This is a genomic window from Microbacterium sp. RD1 (assembly GCF_052220165.1).
Taxonomy (GTDB): domain Bacteria; phylum Actinomycetota; class Actinomycetes; order Actinomycetales; family Microbacteriaceae; genus Microbacterium.
On sequence record NZ_JBQPOL010000001.1, the window covers coordinates 13,871 to 26,603 of the forward strand.

The 12,733-nt window shown below is 68.2% G+C and carries 13 protein-coding genes; 1 reads left to right on the forward strand and 12 read right to left on the reverse strand.

The annotated features are described in order from the left end of the window. Positions 1 to 2: 2 nt before the first annotated feature. Positions 3 to 1,247, reverse strand: coding sequence for a CaiB/BaiF CoA transferase family protein (locus ACTU3I_RS00060; protein WP_442923545.1), 1,245 nt, complete (start codon positions 1,245 to 1,247; stop codon positions 3 to 5). A 100-nt stretch (positions 1,248 to 1,347) separates the two neighbouring features. Here ACTU3I_RS00060 and ACTU3I_RS00065 point away from each other — a divergent pair, with 100 nt between their 5' ends. Then, a complete protein-coding gene (locus tag ACTU3I_RS00065) occupies positions 1,348 to 2,694 on the forward strand; it encodes an MmgE/PrpD family protein (RefSeq protein WP_442923547.1) in 1,347 nt (448 codons plus the stop codon). Here the strand turns inward: ACTU3I_RS00065 and ACTU3I_RS00070 are convergent. The 11 genes from ACTU3I_RS00070 to ACTU3I_RS00120 form a co-directional block, all read right to left on the reverse strand. Continuing rightward, positions 2,686 to 3,423: an IclR family transcriptional regulator gene (locus ACTU3I_RS00070; protein WP_442923548.1), complete on the reverse strand. Its 738-nt coding sequence runs from the start codon at positions 3,421 to 3,423 to the stop codon at positions 2,686 to 2,688. The genes ACTU3I_RS00065 and ACTU3I_RS00070 overlap by 9 nt on opposite strands. Positions 3,424 to 3,552: 129 nt before the next feature. Further along, positions 3,553 to 4,701, reverse strand: a complete 1,149-nt coding sequence (locus ACTU3I_RS00075) for a TetR/AcrR family transcriptional regulator (protein ID WP_442923549.1) — start codon at positions 4,699 to 4,701, stop codon at positions 3,553 to 3,555. A 26-nt stretch (positions 4,702 to 4,727) separates the two neighbouring features. After that, positions 4,728 to 5,336, reverse strand: a complete 609-nt coding sequence (locus tag ACTU3I_RS00080; RefSeq protein ID WP_442923550.1) for a PaaI family thioesterase — start codon at positions 5,334 to 5,336, stop codon at positions 4,728 to 4,730. A gap of 2 nt (positions 5,337 to 5,338) precedes the next feature. Next, positions 5,339 to 6,190 (reverse strand): enoyl-CoA hydratase, encoded by an 852-nt coding sequence (locus ACTU3I_RS00085; protein ID WP_442923551.1) that lies wholly within the window; start codon positions 6,188 to 6,190, stop codon positions 5,339 to 5,341. A gap of 10 nt (positions 6,191 to 6,200) precedes the next feature. Next, on the reverse strand, positions 6,201 to 7,364 hold the full coding sequence (locus ACTU3I_RS00090) for an acyl-CoA dehydrogenase family protein (protein ID WP_442923552.1): 1,164 nt from the start codon (positions 7,362 to 7,364) through the stop codon (positions 6,201 to 6,203). Continuing rightward, positions 7,361 to 8,185: an SDR family NAD(P)-dependent oxidoreductase gene (locus ACTU3I_RS00095; protein ID WP_442923553.1), complete on the reverse strand. Its 825-nt coding sequence runs from the start codon at positions 8,183 to 8,185 to the stop codon at positions 7,361 to 7,363. Before ACTU3I_RS00095 ends, ACTU3I_RS00090 begins: the two co-directional genes overlap by 4 nt. 52 nt (positions 8,186 to 8,237) lie before the next feature. Next, positions 8,238 to 8,645 (reverse strand): MaoC/PaaZ C-terminal domain-containing protein, encoded by a 408-nt coding sequence (locus ACTU3I_RS00100; protein ID WP_442923554.1) that lies wholly within the window; start codon positions 8,643 to 8,645, stop codon positions 8,238 to 8,240. After that, positions 8,642 to 9,109, reverse strand: a complete 468-nt coding sequence (locus ACTU3I_RS00105; protein WP_442923555.1) for a MaoC family dehydratase N-terminal domain-containing protein — start codon at positions 9,107 to 9,109, stop codon at positions 8,642 to 8,644. Before ACTU3I_RS00105 ends, ACTU3I_RS00100 begins: the two co-directional genes overlap by 4 nt. Next, positions 9,109 to 10,293 carry a lipid-transfer protein gene (locus ACTU3I_RS00110; protein WP_442923556.1) on the reverse strand — a complete coding sequence of 395 codons (1,185 nt, stop codon included), beginning with the start codon at positions 10,291 to 10,293 and terminating at the stop codon, positions 9,109 to 9,111. The genes ACTU3I_RS00105 and ACTU3I_RS00110 overlap by 1 nt, the downstream gene beginning before the upstream one ends. Before the next feature lie 81 nt (positions 10,294 to 10,374). Then, a complete protein-coding gene (locus tag ACTU3I_RS00115; protein ID WP_442923557.1) occupies positions 10,375 to 11,145 on the reverse strand; it encodes an enoyl-CoA hydratase/isomerase family protein in 771 nt (256 codons plus the stop codon). After that, positions 11,142 to 12,680 carry a long-chain-fatty-acid--CoA ligase gene (locus tag ACTU3I_RS00120; protein ID WP_442923558.1) on the reverse strand — a complete coding sequence of 513 codons (1,539 nt, stop codon included), beginning with the start codon at positions 12,678 to 12,680 and terminating at the stop codon, positions 11,142 to 11,144. The genes ACTU3I_RS00115 and ACTU3I_RS00120 overlap by 4 nt, the downstream gene beginning before the upstream one ends. Positions 12,681 to 12,733 lie beyond the last annotated feature (53 nt).

A 12,733-nucleotide genomic window follows, 5' to 3' on the forward strand; every position in this document is an offset into this window, starting at 1 on the left:
CGTCACCGTGTCATCTCCTTTGTCGTCGGGGAAGTGTTCCCCGGGGTCGTATCCGCAGGTGCGGAGGGCGTCCTCTCACGGCCCAACTGCCGCAGCACAGACGTGGTGTGCTCCCCCAGCAGCGGCGCGCGTCGAAGCGGTTGGCGTGGTGTGCTGAGAAACCGCAGGGGCGAGTTCACGATCGTCACGGGTCGAGCCGATCCCGGATGCTCCACCTCGGCGAGCATTCCCCGCGCGATGACGTGGGGATCGGAGTAGACGTCGGCGACGGTGTTCACGGGGGCGACGGGCACTCGTCCGCCGAGGATCTCGACGATCTCGGCCTTCGTGCGCGTGCTCGTCCACTCCTCGATGGCGCCGCGCACCAGTTCTCGGTTCGCCAGTCGGCTCGTGTTGTCGATCGTGCGGGGATCGGTCACGAGGTCTCCGCGCGCCATGGCTCGGCACAGCGCCGCCCAGTGCACCTCGTTCGGTGCCGCGATGCTCACCCAGCCGTCGGCGCCCGGGTAGAGGTCGAACGGGTTGAGAAGGGGATGCGTGTTGCCCTGACGCGAGGGGACGGCACCGGTATAGGAGTGCTGGTAGATCGGCCGCTCGAGCATCGTGAGGAGGGTGTCGTACATCGCCACATCAACGAAGTCGCCCTTCCCGCTCAGGCGCGCCCGGTGCAGGGCGGCCAGTGCTCCGACGACGCCGAACAGCCCGGGGATGAGGTCGCCGACTCCGGGCCCGACCTTCATCGGCGGCCCATCCGCCTCCCCGGTCAGGTCCATGAGGCCGCTCAAAGCCTGAACTGTCACGTCGTACGCGGGCCACGCCTGCATGGGGCTCTCCCCCGTCCGCTCGTCGCCGAATCCCCGAACGGCGACGTAGACGAGCGCCGGGTTGACGGCGCGCAGGGTCTCGTAGGAGATCCCCAGCGCGTCCATCACGCCGTTGCGGAAGTTCTCGACGATGCAGTCGGCGCCTGCGGCGAGATCCTTGAGAGCCTCGACGCCCTCCGGGGTCTTCAGATCGAGCACGACGCTGCGCTTGTTGCGGTTGACGCTCTGGAAGTAGCCGCCATAGTCGCGAAGGTCGTCGTCCTCGGTGAACGGCCCCTGCTGACGGATGAAATCCCCCCGCGGCGGTTCGACCTTGATGACGTCGGCGCCCAGATCGGCCAGCACCATCGTCAGGAACGGCCCGGCGAGCATCGCGGTCAGATCGACCACGACGAGGTCCGACAGGGGTCCTTCGGCGGGCATCGACATCTCTTCCATTCGCATCGGCCTTGACGGGGATCCGGGGGTACCGGAGACTAACTGTGCCAATTATTGGCATAGTGTTTCGATTTAGGGAAGCCCAATGACCAATTCCACCGCCACGCTCGCCGCACACGTCGCTGCACTTCGCTATGAGGATCTGCCTCCCGACGTCGTCACCGTCGCCAAGCAGTGCGTGCTCGATCTCGTCGGAGTGACCGTCGCCGGCGCCCGCGAACCCGCACCCTCCGTCCTGTCCGACGTGCTGCGAGGCTCCGCGCCTGCGGGCACGAGCCCCCTCATCGGCGGCAACGGATTCGCGTCGCTCCTGGACGCCGCGCTCATCAACGGCACGGCCGGCCACGCGCTGGATTACGACGACGTATCCGTCCCGATGGTGGGGCATCCCACCGTCCCGGTGCTCCCCGCCGTCTTCGCGCACGCGGTCTCCCGCGAACTCACGGGCGCACAGTTCCTCACTGCCCTGGTCGCCGGCCTCGAAGCGGAGATCCGGCTCGCGCGTGCTCTCGGCTCAGATCACTACGCGCGCGGCTTTCACACCACGAGCACGACGGGTGCCGTCGGCGCCGCGGCGGGGTCGGCGCATGCGCTCGGACTCGACGCGGCAGCTACGGCCACGGCGCTCGGCATCGGTGCGACACAGGCATCCGGGATCAAGGCGAGCTTCGGATCCGATGCCAAGCCGCTCAACGCCGGCCGCGCCGCCGCCGCGGGAGCGCTCGCCGCCCTTCTGGCCGAGGCCGGGTTCACCGCATCCGCTGACGCCCTGGGATCACCGCAAGGCATGCTCGCCGCCTTCTCGGACGCGACTGACACCACCGAGCTCGAGCGGGCCTTCGGCCCGCACTGGGAAGTCCCCGACCTGCTGTTCAAATACCACGCCGCCTGCTATCTGACCCACTCGTCCATCGACGCGAGCCTCGCCCTTCGCGACGCGGTGTCGGTCGACGATATCGAGCGCATCGTCGTGGACATCCCGACCGGCCACCTCGACGTGTGCGCCATCGCCGACGCGCGCACCGGCCTGGAGGGCAAGTTCAGCCTGGCCTACGTGTGCGCACGGGCACTCGTGAGCGGGAAGGTGGGGATGTCGGAGTTCACCGACGACGCCGTGGCGGATCCGGCCGTGCGCGCGCTGGCGGCCCGCGTCGAACTGCGCCCGGACACCGGCCGTGCCCGCTTCACATCGACGGTGTCGATCTTCTCGGGCGCAACGGAGACCAGCCGGTCCTTCGATGTCAGCCGGCGCCGCTGGACCTCGCGTCCCGAGGAGCAGTGGGAGCCGCTCCGAGTGAAGTTCCTCGACCTCGTCACCCCGGCGCTCGGTGAGAGTGCGGGCTACGGGCTGTATGACGCGATCGTGGCGTTGGAGTCGGCGGAGAATCTGGAGGCGGTCGCCGCACTCGTCAGCGCGGCGCGGTCACAGTAGTGCGGCGATCCGGCGAGCGGCCGTCGTCACCTGCGCGCCCCACTCGGGGATGCGCTCGGGGTCGAAGCGCCCCTCGGGCACCGAGATCCCCACCCCCGCCACCGGCGCACCTCGGGAGTCGAGGACGGCGGCGCCGACGCCGCGCACGCCGGCGCGGTTCTGCCCGAGGTTGACGGCGTACCCCTTCTCCCGCACCTCCGCGATCATCTTTCGCAGCGCCGCCGGATCGGTGACCGTGTCGGGAGTGCGCTGCTCGATCGGCGCTGACAGCACCTCGTCGACCTGAACGTCGGGCAGCGCGGCGAGGATCGACAGGCCGCCGGAGGTCATCGTGATCGGGGTCACCGAACCGATGTCGATGAAGGTGCGGACCGCTTGGAGCGACTCCACGCGTTCGATCTGCACGGTCTGAACAAGCCCGTCCCTCACCTGAAGCGATGCGGACTCGCCGGATTCGTCGCGGAGCAGCCGCAGGGGCTCCATCGCGACAGTGCGAAGGTCCCCCGCGCCCAGCACGCGCTGCCCGATCCGCAGTGCCACCGGAGCGAGGCGCCACCGGGTATAGCCGGCGGGGTCCTCTTGAATCCATTCGGCGGCGGCGAGCGCGACGAGCGTCCGCTGCATCGTAGACTTCGGCACGCCCAGCCTCTTCGCCAGCTCCGTCACACCCACCGGCTGCAGGTCAGCGATGAGCTCGAGAGTGCGCAAACTGCGCTCGATTCCATGCATGTGTGAATCGCACCTCCTGTGCCAGTATGCGGCACAATGAACGCAATCTGCTAGGCCCACCCTGCCACGCGCAGAATCAGCGTCCGAAATCGCCGCGTCGCGTCTGCCGTCGCGAGCCGCGAAGCCTTCTCACGCCGTCAGCAGGGCGAAGAGGGCGGCCGCGAGGTTCGCTTCGTACCGCTCGTACCCGTTCACCGTCGGAGTGCGGCTGAGATCGTCGGCGATGGCGAACGCGGTGAGCACGCGCAGGTAGGCGACGGGCTTGGCGAGATCGGGGCGCGCCAGCAGAAGCAGATGCACCCACTCGCGCACGTAGTCCGCCTGCGCGCGCCGCCCGACCGTCAGAACGTCGTCCCCGCCCAGCGGCGGCAGCCGGGTCTGGATCCACAGCTTCGGCAGCGCGGCGTGCACTCGCGTCATCCTGTGGAGGGCATCGACAGGGTCGGATGCCTCGGCATAGACCTCCCCCAGTTTCAGCCAGGCGGCATGGACGCCGCGACGGAAGGCGAACGTGAACAGCTCCGCCTTGCTTTCGAAGTGGGAGTAGAGGTTGGGGCCGGTCACTCCGACCGCGGCGCCGATCGCCGACATGGACGTGGCGTCATATCCGTCGGCGCCGAACTGATCGATCGCTGCGAGCAGGAGCCGTTCCCTGATGGACGCGACGGTGACCTGGGGTTCGACCACGACTGCCGGGCCGCCGCTGGGCTCCAGCTCGGCCGCGAGGAGTCCTCCTGCCATGTCCTTCAGCGCCCGCAGCAGCTGCTCCCGTCCGAGCGCCTCCCGCGCGTCGTTCGGCGCGGTGAGCACCGACTGCATCGCCCAGCCGATGAGCTTCGCCTGGCCGTCGTCGAGTTCGGGGCGTTTTCTGCGGACCAGATCGACGAAGGTCTGGACCCACGCGTTGAGTTTGTCGCGAAGCGCCTGCTGCGACTCGGGCGGAAGATAGCGTCGATCCCACCGCCAGAGCTCCGCGACGTACGAGTGGTCTCCGACGCGCTCGAATGCGGCATCCATGAGAACGTCCGGGTCGTTCTCGGGAGGAAGAGGCGCGTCCAGGTGACTCAGGTTGTAGGTGAACACCTCGTCGAGCAGGGTCGCCTTGTCGGCGAAGTGCCGGTAGATCGCTCCGGCCGTGATGCCGACCCGCTCCGCCACGTCGGCGAGGGTGATGTTGGGGTAACCGTGCTCGACGATCAGATCGCGCGCGTGGATCAGGATCTGCTGCTTCCTGTCCTTCGGGCGCGTCCGTCGAGGTACCGTCGCCGCTTCGTCCACGCTCAGCAGGATAATCCCCGTCTTCGCTACCTGTGGTCGGGGCGGAGTTCGATGAACAGCGCCTCGGCCTCCGCGCACACGACCCCGCCATGCCGGATCTCGCCCGTGATGAAGCGCTTGCGACCATCGATACGCTCAACGGTCGCACTCACGCCGAGGGGGACTCCGATGGGCGTGACGGCGCGGAAGGTCGTCGTCAGGTACGCCGTGCGCCCGGGTGAACGCCCGGCTCCGGCCAGGCGGCCCAGGGCCTCGTCGAAGATGAGCGGCAGCACGCCCCCGTGTGCCGCACCGTTCATTCCGAGGAAGAAATCGCCGATCGTCACGGTGCCGCGGTAGGTCTCCGGCGTGATCTCGTCGTGGAGCAGCTCGGGGACCATGCACTGCACCCGGCTGCTCCCCGATCGCCAGTGCGCCCAGAGCCGGTGCTCTTCGTCCACGGGCGTGCGATCGGTGATCTCCCGGATCGCGGCGACGTGGGCGCGGAGCCGCCCGATGTCGGCCTCGTCGGGGTCGGCGCGCGCGAAGGAATCGAGTGCGTGTCGCAGTTCATCCACGAGCGCCGTGTACGCCTCGACTCTGGCGTCGCGCGGACGGTCGGCCATACGTCGGCGCAGCATTTCGATGCCACTCATGCTCATGCGCTGACATGCCCTCCTGATCGGCGGACGGCGACGACTCCCTCGAGGTCGATGAGCCCGCCCGTGCGCACGGCCGTCGCGGCGTGGCCGAGATTGTGCAGTGCGAGCGCCGACTGCATGGCCACCGATTGACCTTGCGCGTCGAGCGAGCGATTGACGCTCTCCTTCGCCAATCGGTTGCCGAACGGGCTTCGCAACGTGATCCGCTGAGCCATGTCGAGGGCGAACTCGCGCGCGGCCTCGTGGGTCGGAAGGACGTGATTGACCATTCCCGACCTCTGGGCCTCGGCGGCGGAGATGGCGTCTCCCGTGTACAGGATCTCCTTGGCCCGGCGGTGCCCGAGTTCCCACACGTGACTGAAGTACTCCACTCCGTTCACCCCGAACGCCGCGACCGGGTCGGAGAAGGTGGCCTCCGCCGTCGCGATGATGATGTCCATCGGCCACAGCAGCATGAGACCCGCGGCGATCGCGCGCCCCTGCGCAACCGCGATCGTGGGTGTGGGGATGTCGCGCCACCGCCGCGACAGCCCGTAGTAGGCCTCGCACTCGAATCCGTAGTGGCTCTCGACGAGGCCTGCCATACGATGACCCCCCGTGGTGGCCACCGGCTCGTCGGGAACCTCGAATCCCGCACCGAGATCGTGCCCCGCGGAGAAGTCCGGCCCGTCGGCCTCGAGGAGGATCACCCGCACCTCGGCGTCGCTGGAGGCACGCACGAACTCGGCGTCGAGGGCGTACAGGAGCTGCGGGCTCTGGGCGTTTCGCTTCTCCGGGCGCGCGAGCACGATCCGGGCCACGTGCGGCGCCGGGTCTTCGCGGCGAACCAGCGGACCTTGCTCGGACATCTCTCTCCTCCTACAGCGCGCGGGCGACCAGCATCCGCATGACCTCGTTCGAGCCGCCGTAGATGCGCTGCACGCGCGAATCCTGGTAGAGGCGGGCGATCTGGTACTCGCGCATGTAGCCGTAGCCCCCGTGCAGCTGCAGGCAGTCATCGACGACCGAGCACTGCATCTCGCTGAGCCACCACTTGAGCATGGCGGCCGAGGTCGCGTCGAGGTCCCCCGCCAGGTGGCGCTGGATGCAGTCGTCGATGAAGACGCGGCCGATGTGAGCCTGCGTCGCGGACTCCGCGAGACGGAACTGGGTGCTCTGGAAGTCCCAGAGCGTGCCGTCGAACGCCTGCCGGTCTTTCACATAGCGGGTCGTGATGCTGACAGCCAGCTCGGTCACGGCCACCGCCGTGAGCCCGAGGAACAGGCGCTCCTGCGCGAGCTGGGTCATCAGCTGCCCGAACCCCCTCCCCTCGACGCCCCCCAGCAGGTTGGCGACGGGGACACGCACCCCGTCGAAGAAGATCTCCGAGGTGTCCGCTCCGAACTGGCCCAGCTTGTCGAGGTTTCGTCCGCGCGAGAAGCCCTCGCGGTCGCCCTCGATGACAAGGAGCGACACGCCGCGGCTGCCCGCCGCCGGGTCGGTCTTCACCGCGGTCACGAAGATGTCGGCCTGCTGGCCGTTGCTGATGAAGATCTTCGAGCCGTCGACGATGTAGTCGTCGCCGTCGCGACGAGCCGTGGCGCGGAGGCGTTTGAGATCCGAGCCCGCACCCGGCTCGGTCATCGCTATCGCTGCGACGATCTCCCCCGTCGCCATCTTCGGGAGCCATCGGCGCTTCTGCTCCTCCGTCCCGTAGGCGAGGATGTAGTGCGCGACGATCCCGCTGTGAACGCTGTTGACCCAGCTCATGTCACCGCAATGGGCCTGTGCCTCGGCCACTGCGAGATCATGCACGAGGGAACCGCCCCCGCCCCCGTACTCCTCCGGAATGCTGCAGCAGAGCAGTCCCAGCGCCCCCGCCTCCGTCCAGACCTCCCGGTCGACCATCTTCTGCTTCTCGTACGTCTCGCGGTTCGCCACCAGGGTCCGCTCGAAGAACTTCTCCGCGGTCTCATAGACCGCCGCGACCGACTCGTCCTTCCACGCGGAGCGGTATCCGGTGACCGGTGACAGGATGTTCATCCGAGGAACCCCCCACCGGTGACGATCATCTGTCCACTGACGTAGTCCGACTCGGGGTAGGTGAGCATCAGGACCGAGCCCGCCGCCTCCTCCGCGGTTCCCGGCCGGCCCAGGGGCACCGTGGCGTTGAGGTTCTCCAGAACCTGCGGATTCATGCCGACCCGGATCTCCCTCCCCTCGACGGTGATGGTCGATCCGCCCACGACAGGCTCGGTCAGCCGGGTCTGGATGAGACCGAACGCGACGGCGTTCACGTTGACGTGATACCGGCCCCACTCCTTGGCCAGCGCGCGCGTCATGCCCAGCACACCTGCCTTCGCCGACGAATAGTTCACCTGGCCCGCGTTGCCGTAGAGCCCCGATATGGACGAGATGTTCACGACCTTCCGGTGCACCCGCTCGCCCCGCTCCGCCTCGGCTTTCGCGCGCGCGCTGATGACGGGCTGAGCAGCCCTCAGGATGCGGAACGGCGCCTTGAGGTGGACGTCGAAGATCGCGTCCCACTGTTCATCGGTCATCTTCTGGATCACGCTGTCCCACGTGTACCCGGCGTTGTTGACGATGATGTCCAGTCCGTCGAAGCCGTCGACGGCCGTTGCCACGAAGCGCTCAGCGAAGCCCGGGTCCGTGACGCTGCCCGCGCATACGAGCGCCTCTCCGCCGAGGGCGGCGATCTCCTCGACGAGCTCGTTCGCCGGTTGAGGGTCCAGGTCGTTGACGACCACTTTCGCTCCTTCGGCGACCAGCTTCAACGCGATGGCGCGGCCGATTCCCCGGCCGCTGCCCGAGACGAGCGCAACCTTGCCCTGCAGTTTTCCCATTGGTGTCTTCTCTTTCTGGTGCTTCAGACCGACGAGGCGGCTCGGATCGACGTCAGTCGACGGAGATCTCCGCGCTGCCGATCAGCGTGAGGGTGCCGTCTTCGAGTTCGGCGGTCAGCTGCAGGGTGGCGATCCGCTCGGCGCCGCGGTCCTCGACGGCGGTCACCACCGCACGGCAGGTGGGCCGCGCATGCAGCGGGGTGATCGCCGTGAACCGAACCCCGTAGCGGCGAAGCCGCTCCTGAGGAGCGATGTCTGTCAGCATCCGCGCAAGGTAGGCCATGGAGAGCATCCCGTGGGCGAAGACGTCGTCGAGACCCGCCGACTTCGCGACATCGAGGTCGATGTGGATGGGGTTGTGGTCTCCGGATGCTCCGGCGAACAGTGCGAGCGTGGCACGCGAGATCGGCGGGTGTTCGACGGGCGCGAATTCGTGCCCCACGCGCCAGGCCGCGCTCACCGCTCATCCTCTCGCTCGAGCTCGCGCACGACGGTGGTGGCTGTCAGCTCGGCGATCGGTTCGTCATGCGCGCCGGTGATGGTCGTCACGCGTACGAGGAATGTCAGCGCGCCGCCCCTTTTCTCATAGACGTCGGAGATCTCGCTTCGGGCGGTGACGGTGTCACCGGCGTACGCGAGCCGGTGGTAGACGAACTGCTGCTCGCCGTGCAGCACGGCGCGCAGATCGATGCCGAGGTCGGTCATCCAGCGGAACGGATCGGGCGATTCCAACTCGATGCCGAAGAAGAACGTGGGCGGAACGGGGAGGTCGGGGTGCCCTGCCGCTCGTGCGACATCGATGTCGGTGTACACGGGATCGGTCTGCCCGGTCGCCGTCGCGAAGAAGCGCAGGCGGCTGCGTGAGATCTCCAGGGTCTGCGGAGGCGTCACGACCCCCACGGCGGCGGCGTCCAGCGTCACCATCAGGCCACCTTCTCGTACAGGGTCACGACGCACGCGCCGCCCAGCCCCAGATTGTGCTGCAGCGCGAGCGTCGCGCCCTCGACCTGTCGTGCGTCGGCGTCGCCCCGCAGCTGCCACACCAGCTCTGCGCACTGCGCCAGACCCGTCGCTCCCAGCGGGTGCCCCTTGGAGAGCAGGCCACCCGAGGGGTTCGTGACGACCCGCCCGCCATAGGTGTTGTCACCGTCCAGGATGAACTTCTCTCCCGTTCCCTCGGGCGTGAGGCCGAGCGCTTCGTACGTGAGGAATTCGTTCGTCGTGAAGCAGTCGTGCAACTCGACGACGGGGACATCCCGCGGATCGATTCCGCTCGACTCGAAGACCTGCCGGGCGGCCTCCTTGGTCATGTCGTATCCGACGACCTTCCGCATGTCGCGATCCTCGAACGTCGAACCGTAGTCGGTGGTCATCGCCTGCGCCCGGATCGCCACGGGCTTGCTCACGCCGTGCCGCGCGGCGAACTCCGCGCTCATGACGACCGCCGCGGCCGCGCCGCAGGTGGGCGGACAGCACTGGAGGCGGGTGAGCGGCCCCCAGATGTGCGGAGACTCCAGCACCTCGTCCAGCGAGATCGGATCGCGGAACACCGCATAGGGATTGTTCCGAGCGTGGGAGCGCGCCTTGACCGAGATGCGGGCGAAGACCGAGGGATCCATGTCGTATTCGTCGACGTACGCCTGACCGCCTCCACCGAAGTACTGGGCGGCGGTGGGCGCAGCGGGATCCGTGCCCTGGATCTCGTCGCGTACGCGAGCGAAACGGTCCAGAGGGGAGGGGCGGTCGGTCCAGTGGTCGATCAGGGCACCCGGCTGCATCTGTTCGAAGCCCACGGCGATCGCGCAGTCCACCATTCCCGACTCCACGGCCTGACGCGCCATATACAAAGCGGAAGATCCGGTCGAGCAGTTGTTGTTGACGTTCACGATGGGGATCCCGGTCATGCCCACCCCGTACATCGCGGCCTGCCCCGCCGTCGAGTCGCCGTACACGTAACCGACGTACGCCTGTTGAATCAACTCGTATCCGATGCCGGCGTCGGCCAGCGCGCGGCGCGCCACCGTGGCGCCCATGACGTCGTACGACTCGCTGCGACCGGGCTTCGTGAAGGGGATCATTCCCACCCCGGCGATGACGACATCACTCATTTGCCTGCCTCACAATCCTAATTTCTCTTATTCTACATTTACTTAGCTGGCGACTCCACCACACGCGGCGAAGCCGGCGTTTCAGCGAGCGCGTTCCAGGAAGCCGGCGATCCGCCGGCCGGCCTCGTCGGAGCCGACGAGACCGAGCATCGCCGCGTACTCGTCATCCAGCGCACTGGACAACGGCACGTCGGCGGCGTTCAGCATCAGCTGACGGGCAGCGGCATGCGCGGCGGGCGCGGCGGCTATGCGTGCGGCGAGCGCGGTCACTCGCGCGCTCCCCTCATCCGCCGGCACCACCTCGGAGACCAGGCCGCGGCGAAGCGCCTCGGCCGCGTCGAGGTCGGCACCCGTCAGAGCCATGGCCATGGCGGGTCGGGCTCCGATGGCTCGGGGCAGCAGCCACGAGACGCCGCAGTCCGGCGGCAGGCCGACGCGGGGATAGGCGAACACGAACCGAGTGGCGGGCTCCGCGATGATCACGTCGGCCGACAGAGCGATGCCGAGGCCCCCGCCCGCCACAGCCCCCTGCACGAAGGCCACGACCGGACGCGTCCCGCGACGCAGCAGCGCGATCGCTGCGTTCATCCGCCCGAGGACGTTCGCCACCATCCCCGCGCGATCGGGGGAAGCGGCCATGGCCGAGAGGTCCCCGCCGACGCAGAAGCTGCGCCCCCGGGCCTGCAGGACAATGACCGCCACCGCGGGATCGGCCACTGTCGCGTGGACGGCGTCGGCGAAGCCCCCCGCCAGGGCCGCATCGATCGCATTGCCGGCGCCGGGGCGATTGAGCGTCAGCGTGGCGATCCCGTCACGCACTTCGACCAGGACCGCGCCATCGACGCCGGTCACGCAGACACCGGTGCGCTCCGCTGCGCTCGCAGCTCGCGCTTGAGGATCTTGCCGGCCGCCGACATCGGCCAGCTCTCGACGACCTCCACCGTCTGCGGTGCCTTGTACCCGGCGATGAGCGGACGGCAGAACTGCCGGAGTTCCTCGATCTCCAGGGCGGGAGCACCCGGTCGCAACTGGACGACGGCGTGCACACGCTCACCCCACTTCTCGTCGGGGACGCCGATGACGGCGACCTGCACGACCGATGGATGCTGCGCAACGACGTTCTCCACCTCGATGGAGTAGACGTTCTCGCCACCGCTGATGATCATGTCCTTGATGCGATCGACGACGTAGACATATCCCCTGTCGTCCATGTACCCGCTGTCACCGGTGTGCATCCAGCCGTCGCGGACAGCCTCGGCCGTCTCCGCCGGCTTCTTCCAGTAACCGAGCATCACCAGGTCGCCCTTGGAGCAGATCTCGCCAACGGTCCCGCGCGGCACCTCTGCGTCGTTCTCGTCCACGATCTTCACGAGGGCGTGGATGGTGGGCCGTCCGGCGCTGCGCCGGAGGGTCTCATCCTCGTGATCCTCGTTGAGCAGCATCGTCGTCGTCGGGGACAGCTCGGTCATCCCGTACGCCTGGCACAGCTGCACGTCGGGGAGAGCCGCACGCGTCCGGATGAGGAGCGCCTCGCTGATCGGCGAGGCTCCGTAGACGAGTGAACGCAGCGAACTCAGGTCGTAGTCGGCACGGTTCGGGTGGTCGATGATCATCTGGATCATCGTGGGGACCAGAAGCGCCTGGCTGACCCGATACCGCTGGATCAGCCGACTCGCCTCCTGGGGGTCGAACATCGGGACCAGGAGGATCGCCTGATCCAGGATCATGCCCACGACGATCCCGCACAAGCCCGCCATGTGGAACGCCGGAGCGATCGCGAGGTTCACGCCGCCCTTCGGGTAGCCGGCCGTCGCGCACATACCCAGGGCCGAGATCAGCACGCCGCGATGCCCGAGCACGACGCCCTTGGGAACGCCGGTCGTGCCGCCGGTGTAGAAGACACCCAGCGGACTGTCCCCCTGACGTCGCGCGTCGGGAACGGGGCCGGCTGCGAGCACCTCGCTGAGCGGCACGGCCCCCGGCGGCGTGACCGCACTCCCGATGTGCACGACGTGGCTGAGGCGGGGGAGCGCCGCGCGGAGGTCGTCCACGAGGCCGACGAAGGCGTCGCCCACCAGGAGCACCTCGACATCGGTCTCCTCGAGCGAGTACGCCATCTCCGGCACCGACCAGCGGAAGTTCACCGGCACGATCATGGCGTCCGCCCACGCGATCCCGAGCGCGGACTGGAGGAAGTAGTCCGTGTTCAGGTCCAGGAGCGCCACCCGATCGTCGTGGCTCACCCCGTGCGCACGTAGCCACCCCGCGATCCGTGCGACGCGGTCGACGGTTTCCGCATTCGTCGTCTCTCGGCCCTCGCAGATGCTGAACACCGCGTCGGGGTCGGACTGCGTGCGACGGTGCAAGGCGTGTGTGAAGTAGACCATGTCCCTCTCCTCCGAATCTCTGCGGCCCCGCACCACTGCGAGGCCCTGCTTTC